This window comes from Allobaculum sp. JKK-2023 (assembly GCF_034745455.1).
GTDB lineage: Bacteria > Bacillota_I > Bacilli_A > Erysipelotrichales > Erysipelotrichaceae > Allobaculum.
Map to the genome: position 1 here is coordinate 1179180 of NZ_JAYERV010000003.1, position 23127 is coordinate 1202306.

The window sequence follows — 23127 nt, forward strand, 5'->3', positions numbered from 1 at the left end:
CTCCCGCCGGCTAATGCTGAACACTGTTCGCAGACAGGGATGTAACCGTTTTATCCTATCAGGGATAAAACAGTCTCATTTAACGAAGGGTTAAAATAATAGGCACCCCCTTAAAAATAGATCCCTGAGCACCCAACAGCTTCATGACGCATGCTGGCCTGTGTATCCTGCCACAATTGCTGCAAGGAACCGCCAAACCTGGTTGTCGACCACTTGCTTTCAGGATGGGATCTGGTGGCGCCATGATTCAATCCGGTCTATTCCTGGCCGCAAATCCTGAACCATAAATACTGATTTCATCCATGTTGATTTGATAAGGAGCGATTATGCCAATTTCTTCTTTGCGAAAACCAAAGTCTACTTGCTGCAAACGGGCCGCCAGATCCCGCGCAACCTGCCCTGCATTTTTCGCAGCTGCCCTTGCTGCCTCCATGGCGCTTTGCGGCTGTCATGGATCCACAAAAGAATCCACTTCCTCTGATTCTTCTGTGGCCCTCTCCGCCTCTTCCCCACAAGAGAATTCTGCCTCCCAGATAATTGCTGATCAGGCTGCCCAGGAGGCTCAGGCCAGACTGGATCTCATTAACCAGAGCCCTGCGCAAACGGTTGTTGATGTGACTGGACTGGATCCGGCTTTGATCCGAAATGCTTTTCACAGTATTGAACTGAGCGAAGAAGAGCTGCTTGCTTATGGCGATAGCATCTATTCCAGCGACCAGTCCTTTATCGCGCCCGATCAGCTGCGTCTTGTCCGGGTCCTCTTCTGCGATTTTTCCGGTCAGAGCCGCGTTGGGGAGCTGATTGTGAACGAAAAGATTGCGCAGGATATCGAAGAAATCTTCTACGAACTGTACCAGAACGCCTATCCGATCGATCACATTTATATTCCAGTGGAATATGGCCAGGATGATAATGCGATCATGGAAGCTGATATTACCCGTGCGCAGGCGTTTACCACTGGTGAAGATGGCCAGTATCAGGAACATGAGCATTCATTAGGCCTGGCCGTTGATCTCAACGCCCTCTATAACCCGCAAGTCATCGTCGAAGAAGAGAGCATCACCGTTTTGCCGCCAGCGGCCGCTGATTATGTTGATCGTGAAAACAAGCGCCCATATATGATGGACGAAAATGACCTGGCCGTTCAGCTTTTTGAACAGCACGGCTTTACGTGGGGCGGCATCTGGCAAGGCCGCAATGACTACCAGCATTTTGAAAAAGGTTTTGATCACGAAACCAACCATATCGATCCAAATCTTCATTATGGAGCCGACTGATGATCAGAACCAGTCAATTGGATTCCCTGTCCGGACTTGGCGCCGGACTTTTTTTCTGTGGCAAAGGCAGACTGAGAGCGCTGGAAAAGAACGACCGTTTCATCCTGCTGCAAGCGAAGCAATTATGGTAAAAAAAAAGCCGCGAAACGAAGTTTCGCAGCTTTGAAGTCTATTGATGATTATTCAACGATTTCAGTAACGTTTCCGGCACCTACAGTGTGTCCACCTTCACGGATAGAGAATGTAGTACCATTTTCGATAGCGATAGGAGCGATCAGTTCAACGTTCATTTCAACGTTATCACCAGGCATAACCATTTCAACGCCATCTGGCAGAGTGATTACACCAGTTACGTCAGTTGTACGGAAGTAGAACTGAGGACGGTAGTTGGAAACGAATGGAGTGTGACGTCCACCTTCATCTTTGCTCAGTACATAAACGTGAGCTTTGAATTTTGTGTGAGGATGTACGGATCCTGGTTTTGCCAGAACCTGTCCACGCTGTACCTGGTCACGTGCAACACCACGGAGCAGAGCACCGATGTTGTCACCAGCACGAGCTTCGTCGAGCTGTTTGTGGAACATTTCCAGACCAGTCAGAACAGTTGTACGAGTTGGTTTGATACCAACGATTTCAACGTTGTCGGACAGATGAGCAGTACCACGTTCAACACGTCCAGTTGCAACAGTACCACGACCGGAGATAGTCATAACGTCTTCGACAGCCATTAAGAATGGTTTATCAACGTCACGAACTGGGTCGTCGATCCAGTTGTCAACAGCTTCCATCAGTTCATCGATAGCTGGAGTCCATTTTGGATCGCCTTCGAGAGCTTTCAGAGCGGAACCGCGGATGATTGGTGTGTTGTCACCGTCGAATTCGTATTCATCGAGCAGTTCACGGATTTCCATTTCAACAAGGTCGATCAGTTCTTCGTCATCAACCATGTCGCATTTGTTCAGGAACACTACCATTTTTGGTACACCTACCTGACGAGCAAGCAGGATGTGTTCACGTGTCTGAGGCATTGGACCATCAGTAGCAGCAACAACGAGGATTGCGCCATCCATCTGAGCGGCACCAGTGATCATGTTTTTGATGTAGTCAGCGTGACCCGGGCAGTCTACGTGAGCGTAGTGACGTTTGTCTGTCTGGTATTCAACGTGAGCTGTGTTAATGGTGATACCACGAGCTTTTTCTTCTGGAGCACCATCGATCTGATCGTAATCAGTTTTCTGAGCCATACCTTTGTTAGAAAGAACGCTGGTGATAGCTGCAGTCAGAGTAGTTTTTCCGTGGTCAACGTGGCCGATTGTACCAATGTTGACATGGGTTTTACTTCTGTCAAATTTTTCCTTAGCCATTATATCCTCCTAGAGTAATTTTCAGACTGTTGATATTCTATGATATTCGGGAACCGAAATCAATCATTACCGTCCTTTGGATCAGGCAGACGGCCAGCCCGCATTCTTTTTTAACAGCGAATGAACTGTTTTAAACAAAAATCAGATAAGACTTAGCGTTTTCAGACTCCGCAGGCCAGTCTGTTACAGACTACTTGCCAGCTTCGGCAATAATCTTTTCAGCAACAGATTTTGGTACTTCGGAGTAGTGGTCAAAGTGCATGGAGTAGTTTCCACGACCCTGAGTGAAGGAACGCAGGTCAGTTACATAACCAAACATTTCAGCCAGTGGAATCATGGCACGTACAATTGTAGCGTTGCCACGTTCTTCCTGGTCAGTGATCTGACCACGACGGCTGGATGCGTCACCCATTACAGAACCAAGGTATTCCGATGGTGCTGTGATTTCAACGAGCATGATTGGCTCTAACAGAACAGGGTTGCACTTCTTGGCAGCTTCACGAAGAGCCATGGAAGCAGCAATCTTATAGGCCTGTTCAGAGGAGTCGACATCATGGTAGCTTCCGTCGAACAGAGTGGCTTTAACGTCGATCATTGGATAGCCGGCAAGTACACCTTTTTCCAGCGCATCCTGCAGACCTTCGTTAGTTGGTTTGATGTATTCTTTTGGCACGCTTCCGCCGACAACAGCGTCGATGAATTCGTAACCTTTACCTTCTTCGTTTGGCTCAAATTTGATCCATACGTGACCATACTGACCTTTACCACCGGACTGACGGATGTATTTACCTTCACACTCAGCCGCTTTGCGCAGAGTTTCACGGTAAGCAACCTGTGGTTTACCAATCTTGGCATCTACGTTGAACTCACGGCGCAGACGTTCTACCAGAACGTCCAGCTGAAGTTCGCCGACACCAGCGATGATGGTCTGACCGGTTTCTTTATTGGTGTATGTTTTGAAGGTTGGGTCTTCTTCAGCCAGTTTAGCCAGAGCAAGACCCATCTTATCCTGGTCAGCTTTCGTTCTTGGTTCCAGGGACAGTTCGATAACTGGTTCCGGGAACTGCATCTTTTCCAGAATAATTGGGTGATCCGGATCGCACAGGGTATCACCAGTTGTGGTGTTTTTCAGACCAACAGCGGCAGCAATATCCCCAGAGTAAACCTTCGGAATTTCGTGACGCTGGTTAGCGTGCATCTGCATGATACGGCCGAAACGTTCTTTCTGGTCTTTAGAAGAGTTCAGAACGTAGCTTCCAGAATCAGCAGTACCGGAATATACACGGAAGAACGTAAGTTTTCCGACGTATTTATCAGTCATAACCTTGAATGCCAGAGCCGAGAATGGTTCGTCATCGGAAGCGTGGCGTTCAGCAGGTTCGCCATCCATCAGAGTTCCTTTGATTGCTGGAACATCCAGTGGGCTTGGCAGGTAAGCGACAACTGCATCCAGCATTGGCTGAACACCTTTGTCTTTGTATGCGGAACCGCATAATACAGGGAAGAATTCACCAGTGCAAACAGCAACACGCAGAACGCGTTTGATGTCTTCAATGGATGGTTCTTCACCTTCGAGAACCTGCATCATCAGATCTTCATCGTAGTCTGCCAGATATTCCAGCAGTTTTTCACGATATTCTTCCATCTGATCGACCATGTCTTCTGGTACAGGTCCTTCTTCGACGATAATTCCCTTATCGCCTTTGTTATAAAGGGCTTTGCGTTCGATGATGTCAACAACACCTTCGAAGGCAGTTTCAGCACCGATTGGCAGCTGAATTGGGCAGGATTTAGCACCGAGACGATCTACGATCGTATTGCAGCTCATGATAAAGTCTGCACCGGTGGAGTCCATTTTGTTTACAAATACAATACGTGGTACACCGTATTCAGAGGCCTGACGCCATACGGTTTCTGTCTGAGGCTCAACACCGGCTTTGGCATCCAGAACGGTTACAGCACCATCGAGTACACGCAGGGAACGTTCAACTTCTACTGTGAAGTCAACGTGACCCGGAGTATCGATAATGTTGATTCGGTTGCCTTTCCAGTGAACGGTTGTAGCAGCAGATGTAATTGTAATACCACGTTCAGCTTCCTGATCCATCCAGTCCATTGTGGATGCACCATCGTGAGTTTCACCGATTTTATGGTTTACACCTGTGTAGTACAGAATTCGTTCAGTGGTTGTTGTTTTTCCGGCGTCGATATGAGCCATGATACCAATGTTACGGGTATCGTTAAGTGAATATTCTCTTGGCATGATTCGACATCCTTCCTGATTCAAAATCTATCTTAATATAAAACGGAAATTCAGATTCAGCAGTGCTGAAGCAATTGCCACAAAATTACCAGCGGTAATGAGCGAATGCTTTGTTGGCTTCAGCCATGCGGTGAACGTTGTCACGCTGTTTTACAGAAGCACCGTTGCCGTTGGCAGCATCGATGATTTCAGCAGCAAGACGCTGTTCCATTGTTTTTTCGTTACGCAGTCTTGCGTAGTTGACTAACCAGCGCAGACCTAAAGTCAGTCTTCTTTCTTCGCTGACTTCAACTGGTACCTGGTAGTTTGCACCACCAACACGTCTAACCTTCAGTTCGAGCTGAGGCATGATGTTTTCGAGAGCCTGCTCGAAAACTTCCATAGGCTGTTTGCCTGTTTTAACTTCGACAATGTCAAATGCATTGTACAGAATTTTCTGGGCTGTTCCTCGTTTACCATCAATCATGATTTTGTTGATTAAACGAGTTACGAGTTTGGAATTGTAAATAGGATCTGGTAAAACATCCCGTTTTGCAATATGTCCTTTTCTTGGCATTGGTTTATTCTCCTTTCACGATTGACGACTATTTCTTAGGTTTCTTAGTTCCGTATAAAGAACGGCTCTGACGGCGTTCGTTAACACCAGCGCAGTCAAGTGTTCCACGGATGATATGGTAACGAACACCTGGCAGGTCTTTAACACGTCCGCCGCGGATTAATACAACAGAGTGTTCCTGAAGGTTGTGTCCGATTCCTGGAATATATGCAGTTACTTCCATGCCGTTGCTCAGACGAACACGGGCATATTTACGAAGTGCAGAGTTTGGTTTTTTAGGGGTCATTGTACCAACACGAGTGCAGACACCACGTTTCTGTGGGCTAGTCTGTTTCGTAGCTCTGGACTTTAAAGAGTTGTAGCCGCGGTTCAGCGCAGGAGACTTAGACATGTTCTGGCTGGACTGGCGGCCTTTACGAATTAACTGGTTAATTGTAGGCATTGCTTCTCCTTATTTATCCTTTTAATCTAACGTTTCATGCAAACGAATCCGGGTGGTTCATAAACATCCCTTTAAAAAAGCGGGCTTGGTCACCCATTTGCATGCTCAGAAAGCTTACAAAATTCACAACCTCATGTCAACTGCAAATCTTTATGAAATTCATGAAAATTTTATGGAAGCGTTGTTTCATCTGATGAGCCATTTTCTTTACCACTTTCATACAGTTCGTCCTGCAGAGTGCGACGTTGTGTCCTCCTTATCCTGATCAAATGGGTATTTTTTTGCGGAAAACAGGCGAGAAAGCAATCTGCGAAATTCTTCTGTCCGCTTTCCTTTTCCTTTCCTTTTTCCTTTTCTTTGACTTCATCGAACTTTCCGATTTTCCAACTCCATTTCTATACCATGATCCTTCACTAGGCGCTGCGACAACGCCGCACCTCCAGCAGCAGCCTCTTGGGTTTTCAAAAACAAAAGCCGCTGCATTTCCAGCGAACATGCAGCAAGCAGATTGTCATCCTCATCACACCGACTCTGAATTCGAAACGTTCTCAGGGGCACGTCTCCAAGCCATGAAGACGGAGTACCGAGTCAGAAGATGCGGTAAGAAGATGAAATCAGAAGGTTGTGCTGGATCCATGAGATCCTTCAACCAAAAGCGGAAAAGCCTCTTTCGATACTCTGCCATCTTTGACTTGAATTTCGTTCTCATCAAAAAGATTCAGATACATTCCATCTTCAAGCGGCAGCTTGATCTGGTCTGCCGGCTTCTCCAGCAAAAAGAAGCCAGTCAGACCATCCCGCATAACGCTCAGCAGATGCTGCTCCTCATCAGGTCCGTATTCGATAACGCTCTGGGGATGAAAATAAGTTTTATGGATCGTACTCATGCGCCGGATCCAGCCGGCTGCTTCCTGATCCTCTTTCCAGCGGATTGGATCCTGGTCAAAAATACTTGGCCGGTGTGTTTCCCGCTGCTCCTGGCCATGATAAACCAGCGGCAGGCCCTTTAACGAAAACTGCAAAGCCGTCCAGTTTTTCCACAACAGGAGGTCTGAAACATATTGGGCAATGCGGTTATTATCATGGTTTTCCAGATAGCGCAATTTGATCGCATTGGCTGGCAGCGCGGCATCCTGGCGAATCAGGGCATCGATCCATTCCTGCATAGGTTTATGCTCTTTAAAAATCTTCTCGGCATAGGGATACGCATCGTAGTCATACAGAACATCAAAAGCCTGGTACAGATCGGCATCACATTCGGCAGTCCGATGATGATCGCGAATAAATTTGGTGAAAGGCAGATGGCAGCTTTCAGCAAGCCAGAAAAGATCAGGATTGACTTCGCCACATTCTTTGCGTGCCCGCTTCCAGAAGGAAACCGGAATCCGGGTTGCCACATCACAACGAAATCCATCCAGGATTCCAGCATATAGTTTCAGGATATCAATCAGGTAGTCCTGCAATCCCGGATTAGAGAAATCAAGATCGATAATATCGCTCCAGTCTTCAACGATCGAGGAAGGTCTTCCCTGCTCGTTGCGATAAAACCACTCCGGATGTTCATGATAAAGAACGGAGTCCGGTGAGGTATGGTTGAATACGATATCGACAATCACCTTCATGCCCAGACTGTGGGCTGTTTCAACGAGTTTTTTGAGACCGTCCCAGTTTCCCATGGCTGGATCAATCGCTCGATAGTCACGGATCGCATAAGGACTTCCATCCTTTCCCTTACGACATTCCTCTCCAGTTGGATAGATTGGCATGAGCCAGAGAATATCTGCGCCGAGTCCATGGATTCTTTCCAGATCCTTTGTTACCTGTTCAAAAGTTCCTTCTTGGGAATGATTGCGAACAAAGACCGAATACATTATTTTCTGCTCAAGTTCAGGATTTGTTTGTTGTGCCATAAAAATCACCTGTCATTTCTATCTCTTTACTTTTATCTTTTTCGTTTTTTTCTTTTCTCTACTCTTTTTTCTTTTTCGATTCTCTGCAGCAGGCTATCGATTGATTCAATTTTTGCGCTCACTGTTGTGCTGAAACCGGCTTTATTCCTTATCCCTTCTCAGCTATGGGTATTTTTCATTTCGGACAGCATTCAATTCTAATTTTTTCCATTTCCGGCTGTTTATTGAGCAGACGGTTCCAGCTGAAAAATTTCAGCGCCAAAAAATTCTGCTTCAGAGGGATCATGGGTGGCAAAAACAAGAGCAATCTGTTTTTTCTGGCAGATGGCTTTGACCGTTTCCATAATCTGTATTCGCAGCTGGCTGTCCAGGGCATGAAAGATTTCATCCAGCAAGAGCAGCTGCGGCTCCTTCATCATGGCTCTTGCCAGAGCAATCCGTTTTCTCTGCCCAGCTGAAAGGGTAGAGACCGGCTGATCCCAGAAGGATTCGCAATTGAATAACTTCCCCCACTTTTGGGCTTTTTCTTTTCGTTCCTTGCGAGAGCAGGCAGACCAGTCTATCCCGAGCTGAATATTGGTCATAGCAGAAAGCATCGGGTAAAGTCCTTCCTGGTCAAAAACCATGGAGATTCGTTCAGGGCGAACAACTTTTCCCTCAGTGGGCTCAAGAATTCCTGCCAGAAGCTTGAGAATGGTGCTTTTGCCAATTCCGGATTCCCCCATCAGGGCGATCCGGCTGGCTGGATAAATCTTCAGATCGATTCCTTCCAGGATTTTCTTCTGATCCAGTTCAATTCCCGCCTGCTCCAGGCCGGCCACGACTTCTTCTTTTGGATCGAGAGCTTCTTCCTCCAACCCGGATCTTTCCGGGTTCGGATCTGTCGCGATCTTTCCAGCCGCTTTCTGGTCTCTTTCCATATTTTCCCCTCCTTCAGGCATGACTTTGACTTCCAGCTTCTTTTCTGCTGCTTGGGCCGCCTTTATTCAAGCTATAGCGCACACCCTGAAAAAATCAAGCAAAAAATTGAATATTCAATCCCGGAATATTCCTTTTTCAATCTTAAAGAAATTCGTTGTCAAGAGAGACATTGAAGAAGTGATTTGCTATAATGATGTCGCTTGGAGATATAGCATTTTTCCTACAATTGAGATAAGGTAAACTGATTCCTCTTATTTGTTGTCGAAAACCGTCAACATGGTTGACAGTTATTCTCGTAATAACCTCTTCCATGTTCCGTCGGTATCCTTATAATTTGAGTAAGTTGACCACTTGACGGCATGTCAGGTAAAAATCTCGTCTTCAAGTGCCGGATTTTATTCCGGCTTTTTCTTTTTATTGATCTTCAGCGTTCCAATCCATCTGGATTGGAACGTTTTTCTTTATGATGCTGTTCTACGATATTAAACAGCTAATATTTGATTCTATTTACTATCGGTTCTCTTTTCGATTTGTCTGTTCATTCCAAAGAAAAACGCTCCGGCCGTCCTTAGACTTTGCCAGAGCGATATTTTACCTCTCATATTCAGATTTGAATGCTCAGTTTAAAATTACTCCTGTTTTTCTGTATGTATTTTTCTGAATTGATTTTGAAACTGAGATTTCTGTTTGGAGAATCCAGCTATTTTCCTGTCAATCAAACTCCATCAAAGACCAGACACCGTCAAAGATCAGACTCTGCCAAATAAATAAGGAGCTGGGGTTCCATCAGGCTTTTCAGGAGAATCAACCGGATAGAATCCGATGGGATCTCCTGCACAATACATCCAGTCATTTCCGATATAGATGCCGACATGGGAAATATAATTTGGATTTTCGCCATAAGTTCCCTGCCAGAAAACCAAGTCTCCTGGCTGTTGTGATCCTTTTGCAACCGGTCTGCAATAGGCGGAATAAATTTTGGCCGCATTGGTCATCATCGGATCCACATCAATTCCCCATTTGGCGCGCATGCTCCAGGTCACAAGTCCCGAGCAGTCAAATCCAGTCTGTGGACTTTTACCAGCCCAGACATAGGGAGTGCCTTCATACTTGAGAGCTTCCTCCATGAACAGATTCAGCCTGTCATTGCCAAGGCGCGGCATCAGATACTCACGAACAGGAATTACAGCTCCAGTCGAAGAATCTGTAAACCAGGACTTTCCGTCGGCTGCCCAGGTTTCAAAAGCCGCCTGTTCTTTGGCGGTTGAGGCATGACCTGTTTCTTTTACGCCTTCATTATTGAACCAGGCAAAGTCAATAGTTCCATCATTGTGGTCAGCCGGAAGCAGGCGGAACTGATTGCGGGCTGCTTTTCCACTTTCAGTTAAGAAGCAGTAGAGTTTTCCGTCGATGACTTTGAGTCCAGTATAGAGCGTTCCATCCCCGTTGCCGTAAATCAGATCATTCTGATCCGTCTTTTTCAGCCCGGTAAATTCAGCTTTCTTGCCATCCTGGGCCGGATCGAAATAGTAAAACTTGTCATTCAGTTTCTGAACACCGGTATGTTTTTCACCATCTTCCGAATAGCAATATCCATCTTTTTCAAAGCGAATCGTATTGGAAAGAGTGTGGAGGCCATACCAGCCAATCTCTTCATCTTTCCAGCCGGCACCAATCAGAAACTGTCGTTCATTGGTATCAACTGTATAGTGATGGTTTCCGGTTTCAGCATTCGGATTATAAAGACGATAGAGCGGAGTACTCTTTTGCGGATCTGAATACCAGCCCGTTCCTTCATCATCCCAGCCAAATTTGACCAAATCATCCCGTTCTTCAGTACTCAAGGTGTAGTGATGATCGCCAGAATTTGGATTGTAAAGACGATAAACAGGATCCCCCTGATCAGGGGCAGTCCAGCCCATGCCTTCGTCATGCCATCCAGCTTTCACTAGGAGGTCTCTTTCCGCCTGGGAAGCCGTATAGAAATGTTCTCCGGAATTTGGATTATAGACACGCAGCATCGAAACACGACCAACTTTCTTATCGTTATCCTCTGATTTTTGCGAATCCTGTCCTTGCGATTCCATCTGGAATTCACTCTCCAGATCAGCCTTCTGTCCATAGCGGCTTAATACGGTTTCTTTTGTGACTGGGGAAGTTTTTCCTTCCTCGCTGACAGAGGATCGCCCATCTGCATCCGGTGCCGAAGACGTTGTCTGTGTTTCATCTTGGTACTCCTGCGCAAGCAAAGGCTGAATCGGGCTGACCAGTATTGAAAGGGCCACTGCCCCGACAGGCAGCATATGTCCGGGTCTTGATTTCATTCTTCTCTTTTCTCCTTTTCTGTTTCTGAACCTGCAGATCGATTTCTATAGCAGACTGATCTTATTTTCGCGTGCCGATCGATCCTCTTTTCTGCTGATCGTTCTTCTTCTCATTCTCTCATTCTTCAATTCAGATCTGATCGAAATTCAAAAGAGACCAAATCCTCTCAAATCGAAGCAAATCTTCGTTACCTTACCATATTTTTCAAGATAGTGAATTGATCCTTTCGAATTTGAAGACAATTCATTCATTTCATAAGCAACAAATTCAATTTTGATAAGAATAAATCTGATTAAGGATCAAATATCCTCAAGAAGATACGCAGCCAAAGAAACAGGAAATCGAATGGATGCAGAATGGAAATCCTGAAAGAGAAGGAATCAAAGCACAGGTGTCCAGGATGGAAAAGAGCATGAAGAAAAGCAGAACAGATCAGATCAAACCAGGAACCAGAGACAGCGCATCGTCCAACAAAGCAGAAAAAAACGCAAAGCGTTTTGCCTTGCGTTTATGGTTAGGTTTTGACTGTGTGTTCGATTACTTAACAGTAACAGTTGCACCAGCAGCCATGAGTTTTTCTTTGATTCCGTCTGCTTCTTCTGGAGCAATGTTTTCTTTGATGACAGCTGGAGTGGAGTCAACGAGTTTCTTCGCATCAACCAGACCAAGACCAGTGATTTCACGTACAGCTTTGATAACTGCAACTTTAGTTCCACCAACGTCAGTCAGGGTAACAGTTACTTCACTTGGTCCTTCGTCAACTGCTTCAGCACCAGCAGCTGGACCTGCTACAGCAGCAGCTGCAACAACGCCGAATTTGTCTTCAATTGCTTTTACGAGATCGTTCAGTTCAAGAATAGTTGCCTCTTCGAGGTAAGCAAGGATATCTTCCTGAGTTAATTTAGCCATTTTCTTTTATCCTCCAATTACGCTGCAGCTTCTTCTGCAGGAGCGCCGGACTTACTGTCAGCTAAAGCTTTCAGAGTCAGCGCGAATTTAATAACAGGTGCATTCAGGGTAGATGCAAATTTTGCAATCATGCCATCTTTGTTTGGCAGACTGGAAAGAGTTTTGATGGTTGCTTCGTCTACGACGGCTCCATCGACGATGCCGGATTTTAAGACCAGTTTGTCATGTGTTTTTGCAAAGTCAGCAAGAACACGGGCAGGAGCAACCTGATCAGTACCAAATACCAGAGCGTTTGGACCTTTCAGAGCAGCTTCAAGACCTTCATAACCAAGCTGATCTACCGCACGCTGAGCGATCGTATTTTTAAATACTTTCATTTCAACGTTTTCTTTGCGCAGAGCGTGACGTAATTCAGTGATGTCAGCTACGCTCAGACCACGGTATTCAACGACAACGACAGAACTAGAGTCAGAAATCTTTTTCGACAGCTCAGCAACATCAGCTTCCTTTTGAGCAAGGACGTCTTTGTTCATGAGAATTCCTCTACTTTCTGTATTTTGCATCAATATTCAAAAGAAAACCCGCTAAGCGGGTTTGATTGGCATAGAAAAAATGCGTATCAATCCCTCGGTAACATAATTAAGCTTTCGCCGTTACTGTCTTTGGAATATTGAGAACAAACTAAGTTTAATGACGAAAAACTAGATTGTCAAATCAAGATTACTTGATTTCAACATGGATACCAGGACCCATAGTTGTAGACAGAACCAGGTTTTTCATGTAAGTACCTTTAACTTTTGCTGGTTTTGCTTTTTTGATTACATCGTAGATCGCATTGAAGTTTTCTACGAGTTTATCATTGTCAAAGGATACTTTTCCGATCAGTACGTTGATGTTTCCAGCTTTGTCAACACGGTAAGTTACTTTACCTTTTTTTACTTCGTTAACAGCGTTAGCAACATCCATTGTTACTGTACCGGTTTTTGGGTTTGGCATTAATCCTTTAGGACCAAGCACACGACCGAGACGGCCGAGTTTACCCATCATATTCGGAGTAGCGATCAGGACGTCAAATCCGAACCATCCACCCTGAATTTTCTGGATCAGTTCGTCGGAACCAACGAAATCTGCTCCTGCATCTTCAGCTTCTTTTGCTTTGTCGCCTTCAGCAACAACAGCAACAGTCTGGCTTTTACCAGTACCGTTTGGCAGAACCATAGCACCACGGATCTGCTGGTCAGCGTGACGTGGGTCTACGTTCAGGTTGAAGGAAACTTCGACAGTTTCATCGAATTTAGCGGAGCTGGCTTTTTTAGCCAGATCAACAGCTTCTTCAACGGTATAGACTTTTGTACGGTCGATCTGCTCTTTAGCAGCTTTATAGCGTTTACTTACTTTTGCCATTGTCTTCTCCTCTCTTATCCTTCGTATCCTGTTACTTTGATACCCATATTTTTAGCGGTACCGGCAATAATCTTCATCGCAGCTTCAACGTCATTGGCATTGAGGTCTGGCATTTTGTATTCAGCGATTTCTTTGAGCTGATCTACAGTAATCGTTCCTGCAGTCTGCTTCTGGTCGCCGGATGCTTTTGCTACACCTGCAGCCTTTTTGATCATCTGAGCGGCTGGAGTTGTTTTCAGTACAAAATCAAAGCTCTTATCTTCGTATGCAGTAATCACTACTGGTACGATATCGCCTCTGCGTTCTTTCGTTGCATCGTTGAATGCGCTGCAGAACTGAGGCATGTTGATACCAACACCTGCAAGACCTGGACCTGGTTTAGCTCCACCTGCAGGGAACTGGAGTTTTACAACTTTGGTAATCTTCTTTTTCTTTTTCTTTGCCATAAGACACTCCTCCTGTATTGGGTCTTATGCAGTGGTTTCCGGGCACAGGGCCCTCCCACGCATGCCCGTGTATAATACTCGTTTTCGAATCGATTTACAACTATTAAATGAAGAAAATTCACTTTATTTATCGACAACAATTTCCATGTCTGATCAAATAACTCTAAATGAACTATATCCGATTTTCTTTACTTATTTGGCGGATTTACCACCACAATCAGCCAGAATCAAGGGACAGATATCCGATGGAAACGGGAATTCTGATCTTAGAGATGGAAAATCAAAAATTGTCTGGTCACTTGGCAATGTCCGATTCGGATTTGAATTTTCCTCTTTCAGGTAAATCAGGAAAGAGAAAATGCAGCCTAAAGATTTTGGGCCAATAAACGGCCAGACGCAGCAGATCCAGAGCAGGCCCGGATCATACTGTTAAAAGCCGTCTGGAATTCAATGAACCGCTCTTTGTGCGCCCTGCGTTTGATCTGTTTTATCAGCAGAACTTCTATAAGCAGGATTCAATTCGGATCCTGTCTGTTTTCAAACCGATTTAAATGACTCGAACGTATCAGTTGTTCATGCGTGCGGGCAAAGGGACTGGAAAGCAGCAGACTGCCAGACTCGCTGAATTCACTGACAGCCTAAATTCCCGCCTTTATACACATGTCCATTAAAGGCCGAATAGTTCCATAATCTGATTCTGTAGACTGGTTGTCTGCAGAGTCAGATTTTTTCTTTTTCCTTCCACGCTGATTTTCTTAAGTTCTCCAATCTCATTCATGATTTCCTGATAGGAATACTTATTGGACCATTTCACTTCTGAAAGCTTCTGACGAATCCAAACAACCAGGATCAATGTCAGAAACTGTATGAATATCCGCCCGTTCATTGTCTCTTCACTGTGGACTCTCAATCGTTTCATATCCATCTGATTTTTCAGGTCATCAAATGACTTTTCAACGCAGTCTTTCTCTCTGTAGATGGTCAATGCTTCTGTTTTATCCTTGATGAAATTACTGGCCATGACAAACCAGCCCACTCTGTTTTTTAGATGGTTTTCGATGGCCGCATCGTTATAGAGAACCTTGCGTCCTCTGACTTTTGTCTCTTTTATGGTGAAATACGTTTCAACGAATTTCTCATCATTTACCTTTTCATCGTTGCAGAGCGCCTGGTAAGTAGTATGCAATTTATGATTGAATGCTTTCTTTTCTCCAGCAGCTTTATCGCTGTCAAAATAAATATGGAGATAGAGACGATGGCCTTCCCATTTCTGCAGCTCTGTTACTCCATAAACCTCATCACCTGCAACACTCACCACATTGTAGTGGCTTTCAATCGTATCTCTGTATTTTTCTACGGCTTCTTTGGCGATCTTACTGGTAAAAGGTACACCTAACGCAAAGTGAAAATGGTCCTTATAGAGAGCCTCCAGGTTGTATAACGAGAAAAATCCTTTATCCATGATCAAAGAAAGCATTTTTGGGGTAATCATCTTCTGGTTCTCCAAAACGGACTTCAGTGCCTTTACATCCTTGATCTTGCCATCAAGGGGCATGAAATAGATAGGAAGCTTGCTTTTCTGCCCTGTAATCATCAGAAGATTAATCTGGGGAAGAGGCTCATGATCGCGGTTATAGCCATACTTCACCATGGAAATGAATTCGGAATAGGATGAAACACTTGTGATGTCCAGGGCAAAGTATTCTTTAGACTCATTATGAGCTATCCATGTTCTGAAAAATTCTTGCTGCTTTGACAAGGTAAGACATTGCAGAAGCTCACTGACTCTTTGGCTGATTAAACCATTAGGAAGGTAGGTTTCATTATGAGCAGACCAGCGGTCAATTAAGTAGAGCGGATCACCGGTAGAGGCTAGAAATTCACAGCAGGTCATAATGTAAGGCCAGTGATTTGGGAAGACTTTTTTAAGGCAGTCCATTAACCCCGTTTCACGAGCGGCCTTATCCACAATCGAAAAACTGCCGCTGCCAGTTACAGTAATCTGTGACTCTGGTTTAGATTGACAAAGTCCGTTTCCATTTTTAGCTCTAGGCCGATTCGGAACGATTTCTCCCGTCCGTTCATCGATATGGCCGATGCATTTACGATGAGAATCAGGTTTTTTCTTCTCTTTGTTCCAAAATGACTCAACCTCATAAACATAAATCCGACCATTTTTACCTTTAACCTTCACTTGAGATGACATAGCAGGCCTCCAAAACATATGTATAACTTGTAAATATTATAGATTATACATACTTAATAAGTCAAGAGAAAAGTCCTGATATTTCTTTATAAAAAGTAATATCAGGACTTTCGGACCACTACATCTCTGTATATAGTGGGGAATTTAGGTGACAGAACAGGAAGAAAAACACAGCCTTATCTCTGCTGTTCTACCTGTTCTCCCATGCCTAGGACCAGCCAAAGAAAAACGGCAGATCATCTGATCTGCCGGTTGATTTCAAATGGTGACGCGTACGGGATTCGAACCCGTGAATGTATGCGTGAAAGGCATATGAGTTAACCGTTTCTCCAACGCGCCAGTTTTTGTTTCGCGCTTCAATCAGCGCTTGTTTAGGATACCATATCCATTCAGGATTGCAAGGACTTTTTTCAAATTTTTTTGAAATTTGGCCCTGCCGAAATCCAGCATTTACTCTTCCCTCTTGGAAGAACAGGAGGATTATCATCCATATCAGCCGATTTAGCAACTCTTATTCAATTAATTCTGTAATTTCCCATCGTTTGGAACTTCGATTGTTTTCTTTCATGCTTTTATAGACAAAATTTGGATAGCAGGCATAATTTCCTCTCAAAAGCGAATTGTTAAGGACAAGTCCAATTGATTTTTCTTTCTCCTGTTTACTCAACTGCTGCAATTTGCTTTTTCCTGTCGGGTATATCCACCAATATTCCATGATTACCGCTCGATTTCATGATTGAATCTATTTTTGCTTCCAATCTGAAGGAACAGCCCCAATTCTCAGGCTTCGGCTCACCACTCTGTCGGCGAATCTTTTATTCAGTCCATTCCGAGTCCGGTCCCTGATTCAAGATCAAAGTTCCAGTCTTCTCTTTTCTATGTATTTCTTATATCTTGTATTTCTTATATCTTGTATTTCTTATATCTTGTATTTCTTATATCTTGTATTTCTTATATCTTGTATTTCTTATATCTTGTATTTCTTATATCTTGTATTTCTTATATCTTGTATTTCTTATATCTTGTATTTCTTATATCTTGTATTTCTTATATCTTCTGCTGGATATCCATCACTGACTCCATTAGAATACTCCTACAGCCAATTTAAAAGCGGCCATCCCAAGATCTGTCTTTTCTGAAAAACGGATCGTAAGGGTCATCCATTGCTGGAAGAACGCTTGGTTTCGGGGGCTTATCCAGTCTTTAAAAATTTCTTTATATTTTGCTTGCAATCCAAACGGGATCTGATATTATAAATGAGCGCTGAGGCGCAGCACAGAAAACAAACACAAATGGCGCGTTGGAGAAACGGTTAACTCATATGCCTTTCACGCATACATTCACGGGTTCGAATCCCGTACGCGTCACCATTTGAAATCAATCGGCAGGTCAGATGATCTGCCGTTTTTCTTTATCTCCCTTTTCTGGACTCAAGTCATCCGGTCCATGCGCTCTGCTCTTCGTTTCTTGCTCACCGACGGCTGACTGCAAGCCGCCTATACAAATAATGCGGATTTTCGACCTTCCTATGGAAGATTTCGGAAATCCGCATTTTATTTTCTTCTTCGTTTCTGTTCTTCTATTTCTCCGTCGTTTCTGGATCGGCTGGGGTGGACACATTTTCCAAAGACTTTTCGCCCGCTTCAAGAGCGGCCTGTCTTTTCTTTTCGACTTCAATCCACTCATCCAGCGTCAAAGGAATATAGTTGCTGCGCACACAGAAGCAGTTGATCATCTGGAATGGAATTGGTGCTTCTTCTCCGGTTCCAATCCGCTTATGACTGCTCTTGCCAACAACTTTGGCGTACTGATCGATCAGATCCTGATCATGGGTGTTATGGATATGGCCATATAACATCCACGTTTTCGGCTGGCCGTTGTCATCAAGCCGATACTGACCGTTATAGCAGACAATCGGATAATGGCACAGAACAACTTTACGACGATTGTCATGAACTTCCGCATAGTCTTTAACCCAGACAAACAAAGACTCATCAAAGTTTTTATCCTTCAGATAGAGATCATGGTTGCCCTTGATCAGATATTTGCGGCCATTGAGCCGCTTGAGCAGCTCTTCAGTCTGTTCTCCAGTTCCCCAGCTGAAATCACCGAGAATCACAACCTCATCATTCTTTTTAATCCGTGAGTTCCATTGTTTGATCATGAACTCATTCATTTCTTCGACGCTCTCAAACGGTCTTTTATCCATGCTGGTCAATAAGGAGCGATGGAAGAAATGGCAGTCCGAAATGTAATATCTCATCGGCTCACCGCCTGACAGGCAAATCCATCCGATTCCAGTTTATCGATGGTATCGGAAAGAGAAATATAGCCTTCCTTTAATCCAAGTTCATCCGTCAGTCCGGCCTCCTTCAGCTGCGAAAGATCCGCCTGTCCATAATCAATGGTCAGCGTGCATTGAATTCCGGTCTCAACAGCCTCACTCTCGAACGTGACGCCATGGATATCTTTAAACATCTGTGCACAGAGTTCCAGGGCTTTCTGCCTGGCGGTGTCTGTATCGGTATTTTCATCATGAACGATGGCATCATAAGGCAGAATGAAAACCTGTCTTGTTTTCTGCAGGGTATCCTGGTTGTTTTCAAGCTGGAAAACTGTCGTGGACTGGGTGCACTGCCAGTTTGAAGAGGTAGCCGGATCGACTTTTGACTTTGAATGACATCCTGAAAGCAGCACACAAACTGCCAGAAGGATGATATTTTTCCATGTTTTCATTCCCTCATTCTAACACGGCCATCTCAAGCGATTGAAAATTGTAAGAGATGTTGCCCTGTACAACCTCGAACTCCCCGATTTTCGCATCAATTTCCTTCATTTTTCGTCATCACCGGTCTTTCTGGTGATTTTCGTCGATCAACCGCAGTCAGTTTTAACCGTAGCTGGATTAAAAAATCCGAAACTTCTCAACATCTAAGAAGCTTCGGATTGGTTAATCAAGATGCTTCAGCCAGTTTGCAGTCCAGGCATCGAGGTTTTCAAGAACCCCCGCCAGATTTTCATGGGTTTTCCCCAATCCAAGTCTGGCATACCCTTCTTTTTGGAAGCAGCTGCCCGGAACAAAGAAAATTCCGGTCTCTTCCAGCAAATCTCTGGCAAAGCGCTCACTTGAAACGCCTTCTGGAATTTTTAAAAACGCCACAGTCCCATGTTCCGGCAGAACACAGGAAAAGTATGGGGTCTGCTGGAGCCATTTGCGCAAAACTTCAAGATTATTGGCAACCGTCTGGTGCGTATGGTTCAAAATCTTCTCTTTATTCTGAAGAGCAATCGCTCCTAAACGTTCAGATAATGGACCAGCCGAGATAATGGTGTAGTCCCGGAAGGTATTGATCTGGCCAATCAGATCGGCATTGCCTTTGATCCACCCTAAGCGAAGCCCCGCAAGTCCCAGCAGCTTGGAAAAGCTTCCGGAAGAAACACCGTATTCATAGAGATCACTGATCGCCGGTTGTTTTTTATCCGTTGGATCGCGATACACCTCATCGCAAAGAATCCAGAGCGGCTGCCCCGTTTTTTGATTCTGGTCTCTTGCCAGATCAATCAGCTTTGCAAGTTGTTTTTCATCAAGCCACGTACCGGTTGGGTTGCTTGGATTGGCAAAGACAATCAGCCGCGTATTGGACTTTAAAGCAGCTTTGAGGGCAGCAAGATCCAAAGACCAGTCTTCTTCGCAAAGTTCGATTTCATTTACATCACAACCCAGCCAGCGTGGAAACTCCGCGAACTGCTGATAACCTGGCGTAAAGGTAATGACATGATCTCCATTTCCAAGCAGAATTGCCATCACCATTTCATTTCCCTGCAAAGCCCCGCAGGTGGTGGTCAGGGTGTCTTCATCCTGGCTGGAATACAAAGAAAGGATCTCCTGCCGTAAAGCGGGATCTCCCGAAATCCAGCCATAGTCCAGAGCCAGATTGTCTAATGCATCTGGCTGTAAGGCGAGCAGATCCGCCACGCTTAGTGCGTCGCAGGAAGTGTCGGTCAGATTAAACCGGGCTGCTCTTTCATAGTCGTTCATCCACTTTTCGGTCAGAAAATCCTTAATTTCCATATTTCCTTTCCTCTACTCTTTCAATATTGTCTTCCTTATTGTTTTGATGCGGCCATTTTGGCGCTGTTCCACTTTCTCATCTGCTTTATCCTCTGTCAGGATCCCTATATACAGTTCATCGACCGTTCAGCCAGGCTGGAACGGTCGATGAATATTGAATTCAATTGAAAACTCAGATCAGTCGTAAATGACTTTGGACAAAAATTCCTGGGCTCGTTCTGATTTAGGAGCAGTAAAGAAGGTTTCGCTGTCCGCATCTTCCACAACCCGGCCGTTTTCAAGGAAAACAACACGGGTTCCAACTTTTCTGGCAAAACCCATCTCGTGAGTCACGACCACCATTGTCATTCCCTGATCGGCGAGTTCCTGCATAACTTCCAGAACTTCCTTGATCATTTCCGGGTCAAGAGCAGAAGTCGGCTCGTCAAAGAGCATGATTTCCGGATTCATGCAAAGGGCTCTGGCAATCGCCACGCGCTGTTTCTGTCCACCGGAAAGGTTATTTGGATAGGCATCTTTCTTCTCCGTCAGACCGACTTTAGCCAGATATTCCATAGCCACTTGCTGAGCTTCTTCATCCGATCGTTTCAGGACATTGATCTGGGCAAACTTGCAATTATCAAGAACCGTCAGGTTCGGAAACAGGTTAAAGTGCTGGAAAACAAAGCCCATCTTATTGCGCAGTTCACGATACTGCACCTTGTTGGACGGATCCATCTTGACCCCATCCAGATAGACTTCCCCCTGATCCGGGGTTTCCAGACCATGAATACAGCGTAGAAACGTCGATTTCCCGGATCCAGATGGACCGATCAGGCAGACCACTTCACCTTTTTTCACATTCAGGCTGGCTCCTTTCAGAGCATGGAGCCGTTCAAAATATTTGGAAAGGTCCTTGGCTTCAATCATATATTCTGCATTTGAATCAGTCACTGACAGCCATCCTCCTTTCCAGCTTGCGGGACAGCCAGCTGATAATCAGTGTCATCGCCAGATACATGACACTGGCAACAACCAGCGGTACCAGATAGTTGTAATACTGAGAACCCAGAACCTGGGCATTATACATCAGCTCTCCGGCCCCGATACAGCTGGCCAGCGAGGAATCCTTGATCAGCGTAATAAATTCAGAAACCAGAGGTGGGATGATGCGCTTGAAAGCCTGAGGCAGAATGATTTTGAACATCATCGGCCAGTAGCCAATGCCAAGTGTTTCACAGGCTTCCCATTGTCCTTTGTCGACGCCCTGAATCCCAGAGCGAAACAGCTCCGACTGATAGGCGCCGGAGTTTAAGGACAAAGCCGTCAGGGCAACCATGTATACATCCATGCGCACCCGCACACCAGTCACCATCCGGATCAGAACCGGAACAGCCAGATAAAAGAACATGATCTGCATCAGCATTGGAGTTCCACGGAAAATCTCCACATAGCCTGTGCACAGCCAGTTCAGGATTTTAATTTTGGAAAGGCGGCCGGCAGCCATCAGAATTCCGATCACCATTCCAATCAACAGAGCACCAAGAGCAAGAGCCAGAGAAATTCCGGCTCCTTTAAGCAGAAAGAGCAGATTCTGCTGGGTTAAAATTTTACTCATCCGAAATCAGAATTATTCGGCAGCGCTGTTCGAGAACCAGGTTTCTGTTAAAGTCTGGTAATCTTCGCTTTCCTTAAACGCTTTAATTGCTTCATTGATCTGATCCATCAGATCCTGGTGGTCTTCTGTTGAGTAGATGATATTTTCTTCATCCATAAGATCTTCGCCAACAACTTTGAAGCCGCCTTCGGCTACATATTTGTCGGCAACTGCTCTATCGATGACAACTGCATCGATTCCGTGTGCTTTTAAGTTTTCCATCATGACATTCGCATCGCTGACAGCCTGAACTTTGGCGCCTTCAATGCCATTGGCTACATCCTCGCCCGTTGTTCCCATCTGGGCGCTGACGGTTTTGCCATTCAAATCATCAGTGCTGGTTACATCAGAGTCCTCAGAAACCACCAGAACCTGAGCGGAATCATAGTAGGAATCCGAGAAAATTCCTTCGCGGTCTTCATCGTAAGTGAAACCGGAAATCCCTAAATCAATCTGTCCTGCCTGCAAGGAGGAGATGATGGTATCAAAAGACAATTCTTCAAATTCATATTTGTAGTTATGACCATTTTCGTTGAGATAATCGAAAATCCATTTAGTCATATCAATATCAAATCCTTCGATTTCTCCAGAGGCGGATTTGGATTCATATGGCGGGTAGTCTGGAGAAATACCAATCAGAATCGTTGTTTCTGGTTCGGTGCTTGCTGCGGCTGTGGAACTTGCACTGCTGGCAGAAGAAGTGCTGCCGGCATTGGAAGAGCATGCTGCCATAGCGAGGGCAAAGACGGAGCATAAAGCTGCTGATGCTGTTTTGTTCATAACATTTTCCTTTCCGGGATCGGTCCCTTGAGAAGTCCTGAATAAAAAAAGCGTCCTTTCATTCTCTGAAAGGGCGCTTGATCACGCGGTACCACCTAACTTCCCTGATTCACGATCCTTTTTTTCGGTCTGATCAGGGCACTTTATCCTTAACGCGGACAACGGCAGGGATTAACCCGCACTCCAAGACACGTTCAGGACGTTCCACTGACGACTTTCACCAACCGCCGTCTCTCTGCAAGTTTCCGGTCCTTACTACTTCTCTTCTTCGTTTATGCGAAGATTTAAGCACAGGGATTCAAGAAAGGCAAACGATAGTCACCATTTTCGTAATTCTACGCCCAATTTTGTCGGATTTATCGGATGACATACCATAAATTCACATTTTTCACTTGAATTTCGAATTCTGTCTATAGGCAATGGACATTTTCATCAGAAACGAATCTCCATTCAAAAATCAGGCCTTCTAAAATTCTCAAAACAGCCGGCTTTCTCTCTATGGAGTTCGTAACTCCAGTTCTTTGCCAGTCTCTACCTGTGACCATCTGCCAGAACTTCGCCAGACTCTCTGCCAAACATCACCAGAAATCTCTACCTGATGGATCAAATCTCTGTC

At 44.9% G+C, this 23127-nt stretch carries 19 protein-coding genes, 2 tRNA genes and 2 other annotated features; of the genes, 2 read left to right on the forward strand and 19 right to left on the reverse strand.

Going from position 1 to position 23127, the window contains the following annotated elements:
- The first annotated feature begins 326 nt into the window (after nt 1–326).
- Complete coding sequence (locus U4956_RS04790; RefSeq protein ID WP_323089389.1) at nt 327–1277, forward strand: M15 family metallopeptidase; 951 nt, start codon at nt 327–329, stop codon at nt 1275–1277.
- A 179-nt stretch (nt 1278–1456) separates the two neighbouring features.
- Here U4956_RS04790 and tuf read toward each other — a convergent pair whose 3' ends face one another.
- The 13 genes from tuf to U4956_RS04855 all read right to left on the reverse strand — a co-directional run bounded on the left by tuf (nt 1457) and on the right by U4956_RS04855 (nt 16362).
- A complete protein-coding gene (tuf, locus tag U4956_RS04795) occupies nt 1457–2641 on the reverse strand; it encodes an elongation factor Tu (RefSeq protein WP_323089390.1) in 1185 nt (394 codons plus the stop codon).
- A gap of 190 nt (nt 2642–2831) precedes the next feature.
- A complete protein-coding gene (gene fusA, locus U4956_RS04800) occupies nt 2832–4904 on the reverse strand; it encodes an elongation factor G (RefSeq protein WP_323089391.1) in 2073 nt (690 codons plus the stop codon).
- Nucleotides 4905–4989: 85 nt separating this feature from the next.
- Nucleotides 4990–5460, reverse strand: a complete 471-nt coding sequence (gene rpsG / locus U4956_RS04805) for a 30S ribosomal protein S7 (protein ID WP_323089393.1) — start codon at nt 5458–5460, stop codon at nt 4990–4992.
- Between the two features lie 28 nt (nt 5461–5488).
- On the reverse strand, nt 5489–5902 hold the full coding sequence (gene rpsL / locus U4956_RS04810) for a 30S ribosomal protein S12 (protein ID WP_323089395.1): 414 nt from the start codon (nt 5900–5902) through the stop codon (nt 5489–5491).
- 614 nt (nt 5903–6516) lie between these two features.
- Nucleotides 6517–7812 carry an alpha-amylase family glycosyl hydrolase gene (locus U4956_RS04815; protein WP_323089396.1) on the reverse strand — a complete coding sequence of 432 codons (1296 nt, stop codon included), beginning with the start codon at nt 7810–7812 and terminating at the stop codon, nt 6517–6519.
- Nucleotides 7813–8033: 221 nt separating this feature from the next.
- Nucleotides 8034–8732: an ATP-binding cassette domain-containing protein gene (locus U4956_RS04820; RefSeq protein ID WP_323089397.1), complete on the reverse strand. Its 699-nt coding sequence runs from the start codon at nt 8730–8732 to the stop codon at nt 8034–8036.
- 750 nt (nt 8733–9482) lie between these two features.
- On the reverse strand, nt 9483–11057 hold the full coding sequence (locus tag U4956_RS04825; RefSeq protein WP_323089399.1) for an NlpC/P60 family protein: 1575 nt from the start codon (nt 11055–11057) through the stop codon (nt 9483–9485).
- 538 nt (nt 11058–11595) lie between these two features.
- Nucleotides 11596–11967 carry a 50S ribosomal protein L7/L12 gene (rplL, locus tag U4956_RS04830; RefSeq protein WP_323089401.1) on the reverse strand — a complete coding sequence of 124 codons (372 nt, stop codon included), beginning with the start codon at nt 11965–11967 and terminating at the stop codon, nt 11596–11598.
- Between the two features lie 17 nt (nt 11968–11984).
- A complete protein-coding gene (gene rplJ, locus U4956_RS04835; RefSeq protein WP_323089402.1) occupies nt 11985–12500 on the reverse strand; it encodes a 50S ribosomal protein L10 in 516 nt (171 codons plus the stop codon).
- Between the two features lie 32 nt (nt 12501–12532).
- Nucleotides 12533–12651, reverse strand: a sequence feature (ribosomal protein L10 leader region).
- Between the two features lie 36 nt (nt 12652–12687).
- Entirely contained in the window at nt 12688–13371 is a 684-nt protein-coding gene (gene rplA / locus U4956_RS04840; RefSeq protein ID WP_323089404.1) for a 50S ribosomal protein L1, read from the reverse strand.
- A gap of 14 nt (nt 13372–13385) precedes the next feature.
- Nucleotides 13386–13817 carry a 50S ribosomal protein L11 gene (gene rplK, locus U4956_RS04845; RefSeq protein WP_323089405.1) on the reverse strand — a complete coding sequence of 144 codons (432 nt, stop codon included), beginning with the start codon at nt 13815–13817 and terminating at the stop codon, nt 13386–13388.
- 667 nt (nt 13818–14484) lie between these two features.
- Nucleotides 14485–16023, reverse strand: a complete 1539-nt coding sequence (locus tag U4956_RS04850) for an IS1634 family transposase (RefSeq protein WP_323089407.1) — start codon at nt 16021–16023, stop codon at nt 14485–14487.
- A 263-nt stretch (nt 16024–16286) separates the two neighbouring features.
- Nucleotides 16287–16362: transfer RNA gene (locus U4956_RS04855), tRNA-Glu, on the reverse strand.
- Nucleotides 16363–17317: 955 nt separating this feature from the next.
- On the opposite strand from U4956_RS04855, the gene U4956_RS04860 reads away from it, so the two are divergent.
- A tRNA-Glu gene (locus U4956_RS04860) sits at nt 17318–17393 on the forward strand.
- Between the two features lie 209 nt (nt 17394–17602).
- Here the strand turns inward: U4956_RS04860 and U4956_RS04865 are convergent.
- The 6 genes from U4956_RS04865 to U4956_RS04890 all read right to left on the reverse strand — a co-directional run bounded on the left by U4956_RS04865 (nt 17603) and on the right by U4956_RS04890 (nt 22511).
- Nucleotides 17603–18286: a metallophosphoesterase gene (locus U4956_RS04865; protein ID WP_323089408.1), complete on the reverse strand. Its 684-nt coding sequence runs from the start codon at nt 18284–18286 to the stop codon at nt 17603–17605.
- Nucleotides 18283–18759, reverse strand: coding sequence for a DUF1307 domain-containing protein (locus U4956_RS04870; RefSeq protein WP_323089409.1), 477 nt, complete (start codon nt 18757–18759; stop codon nt 18283–18285). The genes U4956_RS04865 and U4956_RS04870 overlap by 4 nt, the downstream gene beginning before the upstream one ends.
- Nucleotides 18760–18973: 214 nt before the next feature.
- Complete coding sequence (locus tag U4956_RS04875) at nt 18974–20095, reverse strand: aminotransferase class I/II-fold pyridoxal phosphate-dependent enzyme (protein WP_323089411.1); 1122 nt, start codon at nt 20093–20095, stop codon at nt 18974–18976.
- 177 nt (nt 20096–20272) lie between these two features.
- Complete coding sequence (locus U4956_RS04880; protein WP_323091451.1) at nt 20273–21004, reverse strand: amino acid ABC transporter ATP-binding protein; 732 nt, start codon at nt 21002–21004, stop codon at nt 20273–20275.
- 16 nt (nt 21005–21020) lie between these two features.
- Nucleotides 21021–21692: an amino acid ABC transporter permease gene (locus tag U4956_RS04885; protein ID WP_323089412.1), complete on the reverse strand. Its 672-nt coding sequence runs from the start codon at nt 21690–21692 to the stop codon at nt 21021–21023.
- 12 nt (nt 21693–21704) lie between these two features.
- Entirely contained in the window at nt 21705–22511 is an 807-nt protein-coding gene (locus U4956_RS04890; protein WP_323089414.1) for a transporter substrate-binding domain-containing protein, read from the reverse strand.
- 66 nt (nt 22512–22577) lie between these two features.
- Nucleotides 22578–22789: a binding site (T-box leader), on the reverse strand.
- Nucleotides 22790–23127 lie beyond the last annotated feature (338 nt).

Excerpts from the sequence above, each read along its gene's own strand:
- U4956_RS04790 (WP_323089389.1), top strand. The coding sequence starts at position 327 with ATGCCAATTTCTTCTTTGCGAAAACCAAAGTCTACTTGCTGCAAACGG.
- tuf (WP_323089390.1), bottom strand. The coding sequence starts at position 2,641 with ATGGCTAAGGAAAAATTTGACAGAAGTAAAACCCATGTCAACATTGGT.
- fusA (WP_323089391.1), bottom strand. The coding sequence starts at position 4,904 with ATGCCAAGAGAATATTCACTTAACGATACCCGTAACATTGGTATCATG.
- rpsG (WP_323089393.1), bottom strand. The coding sequence starts at position 5,460 with ATGCCAAGAAAAGGACATATTGCAAAACGGGATGTTTTACCAGATCCT.
- rpsL (WP_323089395.1), bottom strand. The coding sequence starts at position 5,902 with ATGCCTACAATTAACCAGTTAATTCGTAAAGGCCGCCAGTCCAGCCAG.
- U4956_RS04815 (WP_323089396.1), bottom strand. The coding sequence starts at position 7,812 with ATGGCACAACAAACAAATCCTGAACTTGAGCAGAAAATAATGTATTCG.
- U4956_RS04820 (WP_323089397.1), bottom strand. The coding sequence starts at position 8,732 with ATGGAAAGAGACCAGAAAGCGGCTGGAAAGATCGCGACAGATCCGAAC.
- U4956_RS04825 (WP_323089399.1), bottom strand. The coding sequence starts at position 11,057 with ATGAAATCAAGACCCGGACATATGCTGCCTGTCGGGGCAGTGGCCCTT.
- rplL (WP_323089401.1), bottom strand. The coding sequence starts at position 11,967 with ATGGCTAAATTAACTCAGGAAGATATCCTTGCTTACCTCGAAGAGGCA.
- rplJ (WP_323089402.1), bottom strand. The coding sequence starts at position 12,500 with ATGAACAAAGACGTCCTTGCTCAAAAGGAAGCTGATGTTGCTGAGCTG.
- rplA (WP_323089404.1), bottom strand. The coding sequence starts at position 13,371 with ATGGCAAAAGTAAGTAAACGCTATAAAGCTGCTAAAGAGCAGATCGAC.
- rplK (WP_323089405.1), bottom strand. The coding sequence starts at position 13,817 with ATGGCAAAGAAAAAGAAAAAGAAGATTACCAAAGTTGTAAAACTCCAG.
- U4956_RS04850 (WP_323089407.1), bottom strand. The coding sequence starts at position 16,023 with ATGTCATCTCAAGTGAAGGTTAAAGGTAAAAATGGTCGGATTTATGTT.
- U4956_RS04865 (WP_323089408.1), bottom strand. The coding sequence starts at position 18,286 with ATGAGATATTACATTTCGGACTGCCATTTCTTCCATCGCTCCTTATTG.
- U4956_RS04870 (WP_323089409.1), bottom strand. The coding sequence starts at position 18,759 with ATGAAAACATGGAAAAATATCATCCTTCTGGCAGTTTGTGTGCTGCTT.
- U4956_RS04875 (WP_323089411.1), bottom strand. The coding sequence starts at position 20,095 with ATGGAAATTAAGGATTTTCTGACCGAAAAGTGGATGAACGACTATGAA.
- U4956_RS04880 (WP_323091451.1), bottom strand. The coding sequence starts at position 21,004 with ATGATTGAAGCCAAGGACCTTTCCAAATATTTTGAACGGCTCCATGCT.
- U4956_RS04885 (WP_323089412.1), bottom strand. The coding sequence starts at position 21,692 with ATGAGTAAAATTTTAACCCAGCAGAATCTGCTCTTTCTGCTTAAAGGA.
- U4956_RS04890 (WP_323089414.1), bottom strand. The coding sequence starts at position 22,511 with ATGAACAAAACAGCATCAGCAGCTTTATGCTCCGTCTTTGCCCTCGCT.